At 59.5% G+C, this 16658-nt stretch carries 16 protein-coding genes; 8 read left to right on the top strand and 8 right to left on the bottom strand.

Annotated elements, in window-relative coordinates:
• Positions 1-218: 218 nt before the first annotated feature.
• The 4 genes from nlpA to ACMYSN_RS15265 form a co-directional block, all read right to left on the bottom strand.
• Entirely contained in the window at positions 219-1028 is an 810-nt protein-coding gene (gene nlpA / locus ACMYSN_RS15280; RefSeq protein WP_462498269.1) for a lipoprotein NlpA, read from the bottom strand.
• A 111-nt stretch (positions 1029-1139) separates the two neighbouring features.
• Positions 1140-2186: a bifunctional transcriptional activator/DNA repair enzyme AdaA gene (locus ACMYSN_RS15275; RefSeq protein WP_462495369.1), complete on the bottom strand. Its 1047-nt coding sequence runs from the start codon at positions 2184-2186 to the stop codon at positions 1140-1142.
• A complete protein-coding gene (locus tag ACMYSN_RS15270) occupies positions 2173-2388 on the bottom strand; it encodes a hypothetical protein (RefSeq protein ID WP_462495368.1) in 216 nt (71 codons plus the stop codon). Before ACMYSN_RS15270 ends, ACMYSN_RS15275 begins: the two co-directional genes overlap by 14 nt.
• Before the next feature lie 89 nt (positions 2389-2477).
• Positions 2478-3383 (bottom strand): helix-turn-helix transcriptional regulator, encoded by a 906-nt coding sequence (locus ACMYSN_RS15265; RefSeq protein ID WP_462495367.1) that lies wholly within the window; start codon positions 3381-3383, stop codon positions 2478-2480.
• A gap of 118 nt (positions 3384-3501) precedes the next feature.
• On the opposite strand from ACMYSN_RS15265, the gene ACMYSN_RS15260 reads away from it, so the two are divergent.
• The gene (locus tag ACMYSN_RS15260; protein WP_462495366.1) at positions 3502-4038 is read left to right on the top strand and encodes a carboxymuconolactone decarboxylase family protein; all 537 of its coding nucleotides are present in this window, start codon (positions 3502-3504) and stop codon (positions 4036-4038) included.
• Between the two features lie 16 nt (positions 4039-4054).
• On the opposite strand, the gene ACMYSN_RS15255 is transcribed toward ACMYSN_RS15260, so the two are convergent.
• Entirely contained in the window at positions 4055-4525 is a 471-nt protein-coding gene (locus tag ACMYSN_RS15255; protein WP_462498268.1) for a nuclear transport factor 2 family protein, read from the bottom strand.
• Complete coding sequence (locus ACMYSN_RS15250; RefSeq protein ID WP_462495365.1) at positions 4525-5154, bottom strand: pyridoxamine 5'-phosphate oxidase family protein; 630 nt, start codon at positions 5152-5154, stop codon at positions 4525-4527. Before ACMYSN_RS15250 ends, ACMYSN_RS15255 begins: the two co-directional genes overlap by 1 nt.
• A gap of 102 nt (positions 5155-5256) precedes the next feature.
• On the opposite strand from ACMYSN_RS15250, the gene ACMYSN_RS15245 reads away from it, so the two are divergent.
• A complete protein-coding gene (locus ACMYSN_RS15245) occupies positions 5257-6171 on the top strand; it encodes a LysR family transcriptional regulator (RefSeq protein WP_462495364.1) in 915 nt (304 codons plus the stop codon).
• Here the strand turns inward: ACMYSN_RS15245 and ACMYSN_RS15240 are convergent.
• Positions 6168-7661: an MDR family MFS transporter gene (locus tag ACMYSN_RS15240; protein WP_462495363.1), complete on the bottom strand. Its 1494-nt coding sequence runs from the start codon at positions 7659-7661 to the stop codon at positions 6168-6170. The genes ACMYSN_RS15245 and ACMYSN_RS15240 overlap by 4 nt on opposite strands.
• An 80-nt stretch (positions 7662-7741) precedes the next feature.
• On the opposite strand from ACMYSN_RS15240, the gene ACMYSN_RS15235 reads away from it, so the two are divergent.
• Positions 7742-8389, top strand: coding sequence for a TetR/AcrR family transcriptional regulator (locus ACMYSN_RS15235; protein ID WP_462495362.1), 648 nt, complete (start codon positions 7742-7744; stop codon positions 8387-8389).
• A gap of 27 nt (positions 8390-8416) precedes the next feature.
• Here ACMYSN_RS15235 and ACMYSN_RS15230 read toward each other — a convergent pair whose 3' ends face one another.
• Entirely contained in the window at positions 8417-8833 is a 417-nt protein-coding gene (locus ACMYSN_RS15230; protein WP_462495361.1) for a GNAT family N-acetyltransferase, read from the bottom strand.
• 199 nt (positions 8834-9032) lie between these two features.
• Here ACMYSN_RS15230 and ACMYSN_RS15225 point away from each other — a divergent pair, with 199 nt between their 5' ends.
• The 5 genes from ACMYSN_RS15225 to ACMYSN_RS15205 all read left to right on the top strand — a co-directional run bounded on the left by ACMYSN_RS15225 (position 9033) and on the right by ACMYSN_RS15205 (position 16544).
• Entirely contained in the window at positions 9033-9602 is a 570-nt protein-coding gene (locus tag ACMYSN_RS15225) for a TetR/AcrR family transcriptional regulator (RefSeq protein WP_462495360.1), read from the top strand.
• Positions 9603-9736: 134 nt separating this feature from the next.
• Positions 9737-10861 carry an efflux RND transporter periplasmic adaptor subunit gene (locus ACMYSN_RS15220; RefSeq protein WP_462495359.1) on the top strand — a complete coding sequence of 375 codons (1125 nt, stop codon included), beginning with the start codon at positions 9737-9739 and terminating at the stop codon, positions 10859-10861.
• Entirely contained in the window at positions 10861-13968 is a 3108-nt protein-coding gene (locus ACMYSN_RS15215) for an efflux RND transporter permease subunit (protein ID WP_462495358.1), read from the top strand. Before ACMYSN_RS15220 ends, ACMYSN_RS15215 begins: the two co-directional genes overlap by 1 nt.
• Before the next feature lie 3 nt (positions 13969-13971).
• Positions 13972-15336 (top strand): efflux transporter outer membrane subunit, encoded by a 1365-nt coding sequence (locus ACMYSN_RS15210; protein ID WP_462495357.1) that lies wholly within the window; start codon positions 13972-13974, stop codon positions 15334-15336.
• A gap of 44 nt (positions 15337-15380) precedes the next feature.
• Positions 15381-16544 (top strand): multidrug effflux MFS transporter, encoded by a 1164-nt coding sequence (locus ACMYSN_RS15205; protein WP_462495356.1) that lies wholly within the window; start codon positions 15381-15383, stop codon positions 16542-16544.
• Positions 16545-16658: the final 114 nt, after the last annotated feature.

Raw genomic sequence — 16658 nt, 5'->3', positions numbered from 1 at the left:
GGCGAACATCGTACGTCCCACCAGCCTGGTACAATATGGGCATCCGGGCAATGATCGATGATATTGGGCCAACTTTGCGCGTTTGCCATCTGACTGTGGCTTGCTCGCAATCAGGAGTAGGTCGGGATGGGGGCGGGCTCTCTCTGGTACCGCTGCTGCATCTGATGGCGCAGCAGCGGGGCCGTTTAGCGTAGCGGGGTTACATCACCGGCAGAGGATCACCAGCCGGGAACCGCGCCGCCGTTAAAGATAGTCTCCGCCGCTTTCGCCACTTCCGGCGACTGATAGGACTGGATGAATTCCTTCACGTTTTCGGCGTTTTTGTTTTCTTCGCGGGTCACGATGATATTCACGTACGGTGAGTTTTTATCTTCGATGAAAATCCCGTCACGCACCGGCGACAGCCCGGTTTGCTGCAGATAAGTGGTGCTGATGATCGCCACATCGACTTTCGGGTCGTCGATCACCCGCGGCAGTTGCGCGCCTTCCAGCTCCATAATTTTCAGGTGATGCGGGTTATCTGTGATATCAACCGCCGTCGGCAGCAGCCCGGTACCGGCCTTGAGGGTAATCAGCTTCTCCTGCTGTAACAGCAGCAACGCGCGGCCCAGGTTGGTCGGATCGTTGGGAATGGCAATGGTCGCCCCGTCTTTCAGGTCGGCCACCGATTTTATTTTGCGCGAGTAGCCGGCCATCGGGAACACGAAGGTGTTACCGACGGCAACCAGATGATAGTTATGCGCTTTATTATCCTGCTCGAGGAACGGTCGGTGCTGGAAGACGTTAGCATCCAGATCCCCGGCGTTGGTCGATTCGTTCGGCAGCAGCGACCCGCTGAAGCCCACCAGTTCAACGTCCAGCCCGAACTTCTCTTTGGCGACCTTCTTCGCCACTTCCGCCACATCCTGTTCGGCGCCGTTAATCACGCCAACTTTAATGTGTTTCGCATCACCGCTTTTTTGGTCGCAACCTACCAGCAGCAGGCCCGCCAGCATCACTGCGGCGGCTGTCCGTAAACGCAATTTCATCATTGTTATCCTGTCAGTCCATGAGAAAGTCATTATTATTTTCGAAGAAAACTATAACGGCTTTAAGACCAGTTTTTAAACACTCAAAACAGCAACAGGAAATAAAATCATCTAGCGATATTTCGCTTCATGCGCCAGCAGCCACGCCTTGCGCGCCAGCCCACCGCCGTAGCCGGTCAGCGAGCCATCTTTGCCGATAATACGATGACAGGGAATGACGATCGCCACCCGATTGGCGCCGTTGGCGTTGGCGACCGCCCGTACCGCGCTGGCGTTGCCCATCTGCTGCGCCAGCCCCTGATAATGTTCGGTGTTGCCGTACGCCACCGCCTGGAGCTGCTGCCACACCGTCTGCTGGAAATCGCTGCCCGGCGTCTCCAGGGTCAGGGAAAAATGGCGCCGCTGGCCGGCAAAATATTCGCCGATCTCCACCACCGCCTGGCGCGTATGGTCATTCTCGCCGGCGATAATCCTCGCCGAGAGCAGGCGCTGGAGGTCGCGAAACTCCGTCTCCAGCATTCGCCGGTCGACAAACTCCAGCAGGCAAACCCCGCGCTCGCTGGCGCAGACAAACATCGGGCCAATGGGCGTGGTAAAGCGGTGCAGCAGGATCACCTGCGCCGCCTCGCTGGGCGCGTGGCCGGTGAGTTTTTTACAGGTGTAGCCAAACCCGCTCAGCGAGTCGTATCCACTGTCGAAGGCCACGTCGGTGGCGCGCCGTCCACCCTTCAGCTCCTGCAGGGCGGTATTTACCCGCAGCATCCGCTGAAAGGCCTGAAACGTCATGCCGTAGTGATGGGTAAACCAGCGCCGGATCCGCTCGGGGCTGATGTGCTGCTGACGCAGCTGATCATCACTGATCCGCACTTTCGGGTTGGCCCGCAGCTGCTGCATCACCTGCTCCACCATCGGCGGTGCGGAGCTGGCGTTTTCGGTGGGTCGGCAGATCTTACACGGGCGAAACCCGGCGCTGAGCGCGGCTTTAAAGTCGCGATAGAATTCGACGTTTTCCCGCTTCGGCTTGCGAGCGCGGCAGGTCGCCAGGCAAAACACGCCGGTGGTTTTCACCCCCACGAAAAAAACGCCCGCGTAGCCGGAGTCGCGGGCCAGCAGCGCGTCGTACCAGGTATCGCATAACCCGCTATCAGTCACCTGCATGGTCAAATACCTCTTTAAACGATCGTTGCTGCCGGACGGTTTTCAGCAGCCGGTACAGATACCCTTGTTGCGCATCGTGCAGCGCATTGCCCATCGAGATACGCTTCACGCCCAGTTGCGCAAGCTGGTCATGATCGGGTAGCGCCATGACGTTGGCCAGCAGCAGTGGCGTGGCCTGGTGATGCTGTTGTGTGAAATCCATAGATCCTCCGGTGCTGTGGTGATAGCTCGGATTCTGGCCTGTACGCCGCAGGTGCAACAACCGAAAACCAGACGACTATTTTTTTGGTGTTAGCGACGCCGCCACTCGCCGGGGGTCACACCATACAGCTTCTTAAAGGTCTTCGAGAACGACGCCTGTGACTGAAATCCGCAGCGCCCGGCAATCACCTCAAGGTTGGTCTGCCGCTCAATGCGCAACAGGCGCGCGGCCATCGCCATCCGCAATTGCGAGAGCCACGCCTGCGGCGTCAGGTGATAGGCGCGGGCAAAGTGACGCGCAAAGGTGGCGCGCGACAGAAACGCGCGGGCGGCCATGCTCTCCAGCGTCCACGCCTGCTCCGGCGCCGCCAGCACCGCCAGCACCGCAGGTATCAGCCGTTCATCACTCATCAGGCGCAGCAGGCCCTCCGGCGGGGTGTCGCTGCCCAGCAGCGTGCGCAACAGGAATACCAGCAGCGTATCGCCGAGGCTGCGCACGATCGCCGCGCCGCCGGGATGCGCCAGCAGGCTTTCGCGCACCAGTACGTCAAGCAGCAGCGCCAGCTCCGGGCACTCCGCCCGTTCGTCGGTATGCAGGTGAATCAGATCGGTCTCTTGCGCAAACAGCCAACTGACGTGTGGCCCGAAGTAAAATTCCCCGCACAGCATCTCCAGCGCATCGTGGTCGCTGCCGGTGCGCACCTCGGTTACCGTGCCGTTAAAGCGGTGGGCGACGGGCAGGATCTGGCCCCACTCCACCAGGCTCTCCATCAGATGCGGCGAACCATGCGGCAGGAGGATCACATCCCCCGCCCGCATATGCCGGCTTTGCTTGCCGACCGTCAGCCGCCCCTCGCCGTGCAGGACAAAGTGCCACGGCACTACCCCGCGGCGCATTTGCTCATGCCCGGCCTGCCAGCGGCCGCCAAACCGGCAGTGCAGATTCACTTCACAACGCGGCGCCAGCAGCGCCAACAGATGACTGAGACTGTCCATGCCACTCCCTGAGACGATAAGACATAAATATGAGATGCAGAGCCTCAGTCTAGCACGCTGAACTTCCCTAAGATGACGTCATTGCCACGACATACCCTCACCCAGACAGGAGCACACTATGAGCCGTTTAACAGAGATTCATGAACAAGACGTCACCGGGAAAGCCGCCGAGATTTTTACCGGGATGAAAAAAGCGATGGGCAAGGTCCCGAACGCCTATCTGACCATTGGCGGCCATTCGCCGGCGGCATTACAGCAGGCGCTGGCGCATAACGCGATGCTGAGCAAAGGCAGTCTGAACGCCAAAGAGCTGGAGGCCATTAACCTGGCGGTGAGCGAAGCCACCGGCTGTGATTATTGCCTGGCGGCACACACCCTGATGGCGAAAAAAGCGGGCTACAGCCGCGAGCAGATCCAGGCGCTGCGCCACGGTGATTATGCTGACGATGCCCGCATCAACACGCTGGTGACCTTCGTCCAGACCCTGGTGACTACCCGCGGCACCCTGCCAGAAGCGGAGGTCAGCGCGGTGCGCCACGCCGGCTTCAGCGACCAGCAGGTGATTGAGATCATCAGCGCGGTGAGCGCCATTCTGTTCACCAACATGGTGAACCGGGTGAATGACACCGTCGTCGACTTCCCGAAAGCGGATTAACCCGAAGCGCGCCTGCCTACAGCCCCAGTTCGCTCAGTCCCGGATGCGTATCCGGGCGGCGCCCCTGAGGCCAGTGGAACAGGCGCTCGCTCTGCGCAATCGGCAGGTCGTTAATGCAGGCGTAGCGGGTATGCATCAACCCATGCTCATCGAAGGCCCAGTTTTCGTTACCGTATGAGCGAAACCACTGGCCGCTGTCATCACACCACTCGTAGGCAAACCGCACCGCGATACGCTCATCGCTCCATGCCCACAGCTCCTTGATTAAGCGATATTCCTGCTCTTTACCCCATTTTCGCGTCAGGAAGTCGATGATTTCGGCCCGGCCATGCACAAACTCACTGCGGTTGCGCCACTCACTGTCGACGGTATAGGCCTGCGCCACTTTTTGCGCATCGCGGCTGTTCCAGCCATCTTCGGCGGCGCGCACCTTTTGCATCGCGCTTTCACGGGTAAACGGCGGTAATGGCGGACGGTGATCGGTCATCATGGCTCTCCTTTGAGGGTTAACTGTTGTTGCAGTCGTTGGTTTTTCTGCTCCAGTTCATGGATGCGCTGTTGCAGCGTCTGGCTGTATTCCGCGATCTGCTGCGGGCTGTAGCGCGGCGTAATATGCTGCGGGCAGTTCCAGTCGAATGCCTGTAGATGAAAGCGATAAATACGTTCGACTCTGGCCCGATAGTTTTCCGGCGTCACCCGCGCCAGCAGTTCAGGCGCATCCGCCTTCGCCAGCACCTCAATGGTGGCATAAATTTTGAGCCTCGCACGCCGCGGGTAATCCATCAGAAACAGGCAGGCCCGGTCGCTACCACGCAGGTTGCCGGTGGTGATGTACTGCCGGTTACCGCCAAAATCGGCCATCGCCAGGGTGGTGTCATCGAGCAGGTGAAGAAAACCCGCAGGCCCGCCGCGATGCTGGATATAGGGCCAGCCAGTCTGGGAGATCGTCGCCAGATAAAAACTGTCGCGGGTGGTAATCATCTCCTCTTCGCTGGCAGAGAAGCGCTCGCCCCGGCGCGGACGGTGCGGAGACTGCCACATGCCGTCACTGCCCATTTCATGTTGCACATCCATCACATCAGGTGTGATGGCGATATCAAGAAAGTCGCCTGACATAACGCCTCCGGGTCCGGTATCACTGCGCTCATCATGGACTCTGCCGTCATAAATGATAATACTGGTATATTGAGAATCATCTTTCCGATAAACGGGATAATCATGGACCGCTTAAGCGCGATGGCACTGCTGGTGAAGGTCACGGAACTGGGCAGTATGTCGGCCGCGGCGCGCACGCTGCATATGCCGCTGACCACCGTCAGCCGCCACATCGCCGAACTGGAAAGCGCGCTCGGGGTGCGCCTGCTGATCCGCACCACCCGCAAACTGACGCTGACCGATGCCGGGGTCGATTATGTCGCTGCAGCACGGCGCATTCTGGAAGAGGTGGAGCAGGCTGAGCGCCAGGCGGCTGGAGAATATCAGCAGCCGAAGGGGGAGCTGGTGATTGCGGCGCCGACGATGTTTGGCCGACAGCACGTTTTACCGATAGTTACCGCTTTTCTGGCCAGTTACCCGCAAATTCGCATCCGTTTACTGTTCAGCGACCGCAATGCCGATCTGATTGACGATCACATTGACCTCGCGGTACGCATCGGCGTGTTGCCGGACAGCGGCATGGTCGCCATTCGCCTCGGCGAGATGCGCATCGTCACCTGCGCGCATCCGACGCTGCTGGAAAAGCACGGGACGCCGCAGCGCCCCCGCGAGCTGAGCGCGCTCCCGGCGATCCATATTGAATCACCGATGCCCTATAACGGCTGGCGCTTTAACGCGCCGACGGCGGAAGACCGGCTGGTCGTGCTGCAGCCGGTGCTCGGCGTCACCACCCCGGAGAGCGCGGCGGACGCCGCACGGCTGGGGGCCGGCGTTGCGCGCCTGCTGCACTATCAGGCCATCGATGGCCTGGCCTGCGGAGAGCTCAGGCTGGTACTGGAAACCGTCGAGCCGCCAGCGGCGCCGGTCCATCTGCTGTATCCCGCTCGTGAACTGGCGCCCCTGAAGCTGCGGAAATTTCTCGATTTCGCCACCCCCGCGCTGCGTCAGGCGCTGCGACGGATCGCGGCAACCGGTTAATCCATCGCCTTTTTCAACGGCACCTCTTTCAGCAACCACGACAGCAGGAACGCCACCGCCATGATGCAGGCCGCCATCAGGAAGGCAGCATGGATCGCCGAGCCAAACGCGTCGAGATAATCGAGACGGATCTCAGACGGCAGGTTTTGCACCGCCGCCGGGTTCAGCGCCCGCGGCAGTTCGGCCCCTTCCGGCAACAGACGCTGGAGATTGTTTTGCAGCACATGGGTAAACACCGCGCCAAACAACGCCACCCCAATGGAGCCGCCAATTGAGCGGAACAGCGTCACCCCGGAGGTCGCCACGCCGTACATCTGCGCCGGCATCGCGTTCTGCACGGCCAGCACCAGCACCTGCATCACCAGCCCCAGTCCCATACCCAGCACGCCGGTAAACAGGTACAGCTGCCACATCGGCGAGTGGATCGTAATCCGCGTCAGCAGCAACATCCCCACCATACCTAACAGCGTCCCGAGAATCGGAAACAGGCGGTATTTCCCGGTACGGCTGATGATGCGCCCGCTGATGATCGACGTCAGTAACAGGCCGCCCATCAGCGGGATCAGCTGCAGCCCGGCTTCGGTCGGGGTTGCCGCCTTCACCACCTGCAGATAGAGCGGCAGGAAGGTGACCGAGCCAAACAGCGCCATCCCGATAACAAAACCAATCATGCTGCACAGCAGGAAGCTACGGTTACGGAACAGGGAGAGCGGAATAATCGGTTCTGCGGCAATCCGCTCTTCATAAATAAAGCCGATAACCCCCACCACGCCAAAGGCCAGAATGCACCACAGCTGCGGGTCGTTCCACGCGCGCACGCTGCCGCCTTCGGAGGTAAACAGGATGATGCACAGCAGCGCCATGCTCAGGTAAATCGCACCCAGCCAGTCAACCTGATGCTGGCTACGTTTGTTGCTGCTGTGGAACACCGCGCCGATCACCAGCAGCGCAAACAGCCCCAGCGGCAGGTTGATGTAGAAAATCCAGCGCCACGAGGCGTGCTGCACCAGGAACCCGCCGATGAGCGGCCCGATCACCGTGGCCAGGCCGAACACGCCGCCGAACAACCCCTGATAGCGGCCACGGTTGGCCGGCGGGATCACGTCGGCAACCGCCGCCATGCTAATCACCATCAGACCGCCGCCGCCCAGCCCCTGCAAGGCACGCATCAGCACCAGCTGCGTCATATTCTGCGCCACGCCGCACAGCGCGGACCCGACCAGGAACAGGACGATCGCCACCTGCAGCACGATTTTGCGGCCATACAGATCGCCAAATTTGCCGTACAGCGGCACCACAATCGTCGAGCTAAGAATATAGGCGGTCACCACCCAGGAGAGCTTATCCAGCCCGCCCAGCTCACCGACAATCGTCGGCAACGCGGTTGACACAATGGTCTGATCCAGCGCCGACAGCAGCATCACCAGCAGCAGCGCGCTGAACAGTAAACGGATCGACGGCACAGGTTGGGTCGTGATTTGAGACGTCATCTCATCACTCACTTGAAATTAATTAAATGTATAATTAATATTTAGGGAAATGATGAATCACGTCAAGAGAACATTCCGAAATGCGCGCACAAAAAGACAATGATGTCCCTCGCCGCCCTGGCCGCCCGCGGGGTAAAAAACCCGGTACGGCCAACCGCGAACAGCTGATGGATATTGCCCTGGCGCTGTTTGCCCGTCAGGGCATCGGCCACACCTCGCTCAATGCGATTGCCAAAGAAGCGGGGGTCACCCCGGCGATGCTGCATTACTACTTCAGCTCGCGGGAAGCGTTGGTGGACCAGCTGCTGGAAGAACGTTTCATGCCGCTGCGCCACCAGATCAGCAAGATTTTTGTCACCCATGCGGACGATCCGGTCACCGCCCTCACGCTGCTGATTGACGAGCTGGGCACCCTGGCGGAGCAACACGCCTGGTTTGCGCCCCTGTGGATGCAGGAGATGATCGGCGAGATGCCGGTGCTGCGCCAGCATATACACGCCCGCTTCGGCGAAGAGCGCTATCATCTGATGCTGAACACGGTCACACGCTGGCAGGAGGAGGGAAAAATCAACCCGGCCCTGTCGCCAGCGCTGCTGTTTACCTCGCTGATTAGCCTGGTGCTGGTGCCGTTCTCGCGCCTGCGCACCGATGAACGTTTAGCGGCGATCACCCGCCAGAACATCGTTGACCATGCGCTGGCGCTGCTCCGACAGGGCATTGCGGGATAGACCACGAAGCGGCACTCCCCGGCAGGGCTATAGCGCCTTTGAGAGATAGTGGCGCTCCATGCCGACGTGGGGGAAATCCGGGAGCGACATCTGCAGCTGATAGCCCTGCTTTTGATAGAACGGCAGGGCCTGAAAGCTAAAGGTATCGACCAGCACATGGCAACACCCCGCCTCCCGCGCCTGGTTTTCCGCCTCACGCATCAGCTGGCTGCCCAGGCCGCCGCCGCGCTGCGCCTCGCTGACCCATAAATAGTCAATACACAACCAGTTAGCCTTTCTTTTGGCAATCAGTCCGCCCAGCATGACCCCCGCTTCATCGCGGATATAGATGCCGGTTTCACCAAATTGTGTCGCATCGAGATACCGCAGATTATATTCTCGTAGTCCTGCGAACAACTCTTCCTGATCCGCCGAATCAATGCTTTTTGTTATTATTAATGCCATCTTAATTCTCCATAATTGAATATTTATAAGAAATACCTATACCTTAAATTCACAAAAAATACTTAATTTCTCCATTATTTGCTGCGTAAATTCCCTGAGCATTTTTTTAATCAAAAAAAACTTTCCATCATTCACTGAAACCGTATAATGACGAAAAATGAGAACGATCATTCTCACTCTTTATTTCGAGGATAACACCATGAGCAGTGCACTGGCCGACCGACAAAAACGCCGACAGGATGAGATCATCGCTGCCGCACGCCACTGCTTCCGCCATCATGGTTTCCACGGGGCCAGCATGGCGAACATCGCCAGCCAGGCCAGTCTGAGCGTCGGGCAAATCTATCGTTACTTTGCCAATAAAGACGCCATCATTGAAGAAATGATCCGCCGTATCATTGATTACCGCATCACCAAAATGGACGGGAATACCCAGACGGATGAGATCCCCCGCGTGCTTGCCCGCCGGGAAACACTGGATGAAGATGATGACGCATTGATGTTAGAAATGGCGGCAGAAGCGACGCGTAACCCGCAAATCGCCGCCATGATGGTCGAGGCCGACAAACGTATGTTTGCTAACGCCTGCGCGCACATACAAAAGACCTATCCGCACCTCAGCGATGAACGCGTTCGTTGTTGTGTAGAAGTTACCGCAGTGATGATGGAAGGGACGATTTATCGGCGCCTGGTTCCCCCCACCGTAGAGCCAGAGATACTCGAGAAACTGTATCGGGAAATAACCACTATGTTATTAACGGATAAATAATTAACCACCATCAATAGAACGGGAATATTGCATTCCCTTTTCGTCGTTTCCGTTTCGCGGAAATGCGTCATCAGCTGGCCACAACCTCGTTATTTAAATAACGAGGAGGACGTCGTTCATCCTGAGAATATATAATGAAATATACAATACTCCCCATCGCAGCGGCACTATTACTCCTCAGCGGATGTGATAATGCGCAAACATCCGCTCCCCCGCAGATGACGCCGGAAGTTGGTGTTGTCACCCTGAAAAATCAATCGGTTTCAGTCATCAGCGAGCTGACCGGACGCACCACGGCATCGCTGAGCGCCGAAGTGCGCCCGCAGGTTGGCGGCATTATTCAAAAACGCCTGTTTACCGAAGGGGATATGGTGAAAGCCGGGCAGGCGCTGTATCAAATTGATCCTTCCAGCTATCGTGCCGCCTATAACGAAGCCGCTGCCGCCCTGAAACAGGCACAGGCGCTGGTGATCTCCGACTGTCAGAAAGCCCAGCGCTATGCGGTGCTGGTGAAGGAAAATGGCGTGTCTCGTCAGGATGCCGACGATGCGATATCCACCTGTAATCAGGACAAGGCCAGCGTAGAGTCGAAAAAAGCAGCCCTCGAAAGCGCGCGCATCAACCTCGACTGGACCACCGTCACCTCGCCGATCGCCGGGCGTATTGGTATCTCCTCCGTCACCCCGGGTGCGCTGGTGTCTGCCGATCAGGATACCGCGCTGGCCACCGTGCGCGGCCTCGACACTATGTATGTCGACCTCACCCGCTCCAGCGTCGATCTGCTGCGCTTGCGCAAACAGACCCTGACCACCAACAGCGACACGCTCAGCGTCTCTCTGACCCTGGAAGATGGCAGCACCTATAGCGAGAAAGGCCGCCTGGCGTTGACGGAAGTGGCGGTGGATGAGTCCACCGGCTCGGTCACGCTGCGCGCGGTCTTCCCTAACCCGCAGCACGTCCTGTTACCGGGGATGTTTGTGCGCGCCCACGTCGATGAAGGGGTCATGGACGATGCGATTCTGGCGCCGCAGCAGGGAATTACCCGCGATGCCAAAGGCACCGCCACCGCGCTGATCGTCGATAGCAGCAACAAAGTGGAACAGCGTGAAGTGGAAACCGGCGAAACCTATGGCGACAAATGGCTGGTGGTTACCGGTCTGAAGGCCGGCGATAAACTGATTGTCGAAGGCACCTCGAAGGTCAGCATTGGCCAGCAGGTCAAAGCGGTCGAAGCCACCACTAACGGGGGCAATGCCTGATGTTCTCTCGCTTCTTCGTGCGACGCCCGGTCTTTGCCTGGGTTATCGCGATTCTGATTATGCTCGCCGGGGTCCTGGCCATCCGCACCTTGCCGGTTGCCCAGTATCCTGACGTGGCACCGCCGGCGGTGAGAATCTCCGCCACCTACACCGGGGCCTCTGCGGAAACCCTGGAAAACAGCGTGACCCAGGTTATCGAACAGCAGCTCACCGGGCTGGATAACCTGCTCTACTTTACCTCCACCAGCAGCTCCGACGGCTCGGTCAGCATTACCGTGACCTTCGAGCAGGGTACCGACGCGGATACCGCGCAGGTACAGGTACAGAACAAAGTTCAGCAGGCGGAATCTCGTCTGCCGAGCGAAGTGCAGCAGGCCGGCGTGACGGTGGAAAAATCCCAGAGCAGCTTCCTGCTGATCCTCGCGGTGTATGACAAAACCAACCGCGCCACCAGTTCCGATATTTCCGACTGGCTGGTCAGTAATATGCAGGACCCGCTGGCGCGTATCGAAGGGGTCGGGAGCCTGCAGGTGTTCGGTGCCGAATACGCCATGCGTATCTGGATGGATCCGACCAAACTGGCTTCCTACGCGCTGATGCCGTCTGACGTGCAGTCGGCCATTGAAGCGCAGAACGTGCAGGTCTCTGCGGGCAAGATCGGCGCCCTGCCGTCTTCGAACGCGCAGCAGCTCACCGCCACCGTTCGTGCCCAGTCCCGTCTGCAAACGGTCGATCAGTTCAAGAATATTATCGTCAAAAGTAAATCCGACGGCTCCGTCGTGCGCATCAGCGACGTCGCTCGCGTGGAGATGGGGAGTGAAGATTACACCGCGCTGGCTAACCTCAACGGCCACCCGGCGGCGGGTATTGCGGTGATGATGGCGCCTGGGGCCAACGCCCTTGATACCTCCACGCTGGTGAAGGACAAAATCAACGAGTACCGCCACCAGATGCCGGCGGGCTACGATATTGCCTACCCGAAAGACAGCACCGAATTTATTAAAATCTCCATCGAGGACGTGATTCAAACGCTGATTGAAGCCATCGTGCTGGTGATCTGCGTGATGTACCTGTTCCTGCAAAACTTCCGCGCCACGCTGATCCCGGCGGTGGCGGTGCCGGTGGTGCTGCTCGGCACCTTTGGCGTGCTGGCGCTGTTCGGCTACTCCATCAACACCCTGACCCTGTTTGCAATGGTGCTGGCCATCGGCCTGCTGGTCGATGATGCCATCGTGGTGGTGGAAAACGTCGAACGTATCATGCGTGACGAAGGGCTTTCCGCCCTTGAAGCCACCGAGAAATCGATGGGGGAAATCACCGGGGCGCTGATCGCCATCGCCCTCGTGCTGTCGGCGGTATTCCTGCCGATGGCCTTCTTCGGCGGCTCGACCGGGGTTATCTATCGCCAGTTCTCGGTAACCATTATCTCCGCGATGATGCTGTCGGTGGTGGTGGCGCTGACCTTAACCCCGGCGCTGTGCGGCGCGCTGCTCAGCCACTCCAAACCGCATACCACCGGCTTCTTTGGCGCCTTTAACCGCCTGTGGGGCCGTACCGAACAGGGCTATCAGCATCGTGTTATCGGCGGCCTGCGCCGTTCGGTGATCATGATGGGGGCCTTCGCGGTGATCTGCGCCGGTATGGCGCTGGCGATGTGGAAACTGCCGGGCAGCTTCCTGCCGGTCGAGGATCAGGGCGAAATCATGGTCCAGTACACCCTGCCGGCAGGAGCGACCGCGGTGCGAACCGCAGAAGTGCGCCGCCAGGTCACCGACTGGTTCCTGAGCAAAGAGAAAGACAACACCGACGTTATCTTTACCGTTGATGGCTTCAGCTTCAGCGGCAGCGGACAAAACGCCGGGATGGCCTTCGTCTCGCTGAAAAACTGGTCCGAACGTAAAGGGGCAGAAAACACCGCCCAGGCGATCGCCCTGCGCGCCACCAAAGAGCTCGGCAGCATTCGCGATGCCTCCCTGTTTGCGATGATCCCGCCATCGGTGGACGGTTTAGGTCAAAGCAACGGCTTTACCTTCGAGCTGATGTCCAGCGGCGGCACCGACCGCGATAGCCTGATGAAGATGCGTGCCCAGCTGCTGGCGGCGGCGAATCAAAGTACGGAACTCCAGTCGGTCCGTGCCAACGACCTGCCACAGATGCCGCAGCTGCAGGTGGACATCGACAACAACAAGGCCGTCTCGCTGGGTCTGTCGCTGAGCGATGTGACCGACACGCTCTCCAGCGCCTGGGGCGGGACCTACGTCAACGACTTTATCGACCGTGGTCGAGTGAAAAAGGTCTATATCCAGGGCGATAGCGAGGCGCGCGCCGTCCCGTCGGATCTCAACAAATGGTTTGTCCGCGGCAGCGACGATAGCATGACGCCGTTCTCCGCCTTCGCCAGCACCCACTGGGAGTATGGCCCGGAAAGCCTGGTGCGCTACAACGGATCTGCCGCCTTTGAAATCCAGGGTGAGAACGCCAGCGGCTTCAGCTCTGGCGCGGCGATGGACAAGATGGAAGCGTTAGCCAACAACCTGCCAGCAGGAACCACCTGGGCGTGGAGCGGCTTGTCACTTCAGGAAAAACTGGCCAGCGGCCAGGCGATGAGCCTCTACGCCATCTCGATTCTGGTGGTGTTCCTGTGCCTGGCGGCGCTGTACGAGAGCTGGTCGGTACCGTTCTCGGTGATCATGGTTATCCCGCTGGGTCTGCTCGGTGCCGCGCTGGCGGCCTGGATGCGCGATCTCAGCAACGATGTCTACTTCCAGGTCGCGCTGTTAACCACCATCGGCCTGTCGTCGAAGAACGCCATCCTGATCGTCGAATTTGCCGAAGCGGCGGTTGATGAGGGCTACTCGCTGTCACGCGCTGCACTGCGAGCGGCGCAAACCCGTCTGCGCCCCATCGTGATGACCTCGCTGGCGTTTGTCGCCGGGGTGCTGCCGTTGGCGGTCGCCACCGGGGCCGGGGCCAACAGTCGTGTGGCGATCGGTACCGGCATTATCGGTGGAACCCTGACCGCCACGCTGCTGGCGATCTTCTTCGTTCCCCTGTTCTTTGTGCTGGTGAAACGTCTGTTCACCCGCCGACGCCCCAATCAGGAGTAAGTTATGTTTCGTTTTACGTTAGTGTTTGTCGCGCTCCTGACCGCCGGCTGTGTCTCGCTCGATCCGGACTACAGCCGCCCGGCGGCGCCGGTCCCCGCCACGCTCCCTGGCTCCCACGGTGAAGCAAGCGCGGTGGTCGGTAACTGGCAGCAGGTCGTCAACGATGCGCGTCTCAACAAAGTGGTCAGCATGGCGCTGACCAGTAACCGCGACGTGCAGAAAGCGATCGCCGACATCGAAGCCGCCCGGGCGCAACTTGGCGAAACCCGCGCCACGCTGTTCCCGACTCTGAATGCGGAGCTCAGCCATACCCGCAGTCAAACGGTAGACAGCGGCCTGACCTCCTCATCGCAGGCCGATGGGGCGGTCTCCAGCTTCGAGCTGGATCTGTTCGGTAAAAATCAGAGTCTGACGCGGGCGGCGCGGGAAACCTGGCTTGCCAGCGAATACACCGCGCAGAACACCCGCCTGACGATGATTTCCGACCTGACCACCGCGTGGATTACGCTCGCGGCGGACAATAGCAACCTGGCGCTGGCGCAGCAGACGCTGGCCAGCGCCGATAACTCGCGCAAAATCGTCGCCCGTCAGATGGCGGTCGGTACCGCCTCCGCCGGCGATCTCAGCGATGCGGAAAGCGTTTATCAGCAGGCACGCGCCAGCGTTGCCAGCTATCGGACTCAGGTCGCCCAGGATAAAAACGCCCTCAACCTGTTGGCCGGCACTACCGTGCCGGACAGCCTGCTCCCGGGCACCCTGGAAAGTCTCGCCGACAACAGCATCGTGCTGGTGCCGGCAGGAGTCTCGTCATCGGTGCTGCTGCGCCGTCCGGACATTCAGGAAGCAGAGCACAACCTGAAGAGCGCCAACGCCAATATTGGTTCGGCGCGGGCCAACTTCTTCCCGACCATCTCCCTGACCGCCAGCGCCGGTGTCGGCAGCGATGCGCTGTCGTCGCTGTTCAGCCACGGGATGTCGGTGTGGTCATTCGCCCCGTCGATCAGCCTGCCGCTGTTCACCGGCGGCAGCAATCTGGCGCAGCTGCGCTATGCCGAAGCGGAGAAAAAAGGGCTGATCGCCACCTACGAGAAGACTATTCAGAGCGCCTTTAAGGACGTCGCCGATGCGCTGGCGCGCCGGGAAACATTGAGCGAGCAGCTGAGTGCCCAACGCGAGTACGTCGCGGCGGAACAGACGTCGTTGAATATTGCGATGCGTCGTTACCAGACCGGCATCGGTGATTATCTGTCGGTCCTGACCGCCCAACGCACGCTGTGGTCGGCAAAGGCAACGCTGATTTCGCTGCAACAAACCGATCTGGAAAACCGCATTACCCTCTGGCAATCGCTGGGAGGCGGTGCCAGCTAAGTCATCCCTGCCGGGCCCTCGCCCGGCAGACATAAGGAGTTTTTATGCCACGCATCTCTCTTTCATGGGTGCTGATTCTCGGTCTGCTCACCGCCATCGGCCCACTGTGCACCGACTTTTATCTGCCCGCCCTACCGGACATAACTCAGCAACTGAGCGCCACCGGCACCCAGACCCAGCTCTCCCTGACTGCCGCGCTGATTGGCCTCGGCGTGGGCCAGCTGTTTTTTGGCCCGCTGAGCGACCGTATCGGGCGCAAAAAGCCGCTGGCGCTGTCGCTGCTGCTGTTTATCTTCTCATCGGCGATGTGCGCCATGACCAATGACGTACATATGCTGATCGGCTGGCGTTTCCTGCAGGGCTTCGCGGGGGCGGGCGGCTCGGTACTGTCCCGCTCGATTGCCCGCGATAAATATCAGGGCACCCAGCTGACCCAGTTCTTCGCCCTGCTGATGGCCGTCAACGGCATCGCCCCGGTGGTGTCGCCGGTGATCGGCGGGTACATCACCACCTCCTTCGACTGGCGCTTTCTGTTCTGGGCGATGGCCGGTATCGGCGTCGTGCTGTTGATTGTCAGCCTGACGGTGCTTCAGGAAACGCGTCCCGCCCAGGGAACCGCGACGGTAGCGCAGCAACACGACACCCCGGTGCTGAAAAACCGCCGTTTTATGCGCTACTGCCTGATTCAGGCCTTTATGATGGCGGGGCTGTTCTCGTACATCGGGTCATCGTCGTTCGTGATCCAGAGCGAATACGGCATGAGCGCCCTGCAGTTCAGCCTGCTGTTCGGTCTGAACGGTATCGGGTTGATTATCGCCGCGCAGATTTTTTCCCGCCTTTCGCACCACTACGATGCGGATATGCTGCTGCGTCGCGGCCTGACGCTGGCCGTCCTGTCGGCGACGCTGACGCTGCTCCTCGCCTGGCTGCAACTGTCGTGGCTGGCGCTGACTGGCCTGTTCTTCACGGTGTCCTTCATGAGCGGCATCAGCACGATTTCCGGCTCCAGAGCAATGAGCGAAGTCAGCAGCGCCCAGTCGGGCACCGCATCCGCCCTGATGGGGACCCTGATGTTCGTCTGCGGCGGTATCGCCGCGCCGCTGGCCGGGATCGGCGGTGAAACGATGCTCAAAATGAGCATCGCCATGACAATCAGCTATCTAATCGCCTTGTTTTTCGGCCTGCAGAAAGGCAACACCAGCCGCTAAGCCATCGTGCAGTAATAAAATATTCCAATATTATTACTGCACAATACCCCGTCATACCTATGAATATCCGCTTATCTCTTCTGTCTCAATCGTGATACTCTTCACATGAAAGGA

Origin of the sequence: Klebsiella sp. R445 (assembly GCF_051131755.1) — a bacterium.
GTDB lineage: Bacteria > Pseudomonadota > Gammaproteobacteria > Enterobacterales > Enterobacteriaceae > Klebsiella > Klebsiella lignicola.
This window is presented reverse-complemented; position numbering and strand designations above follow the sequence as displayed.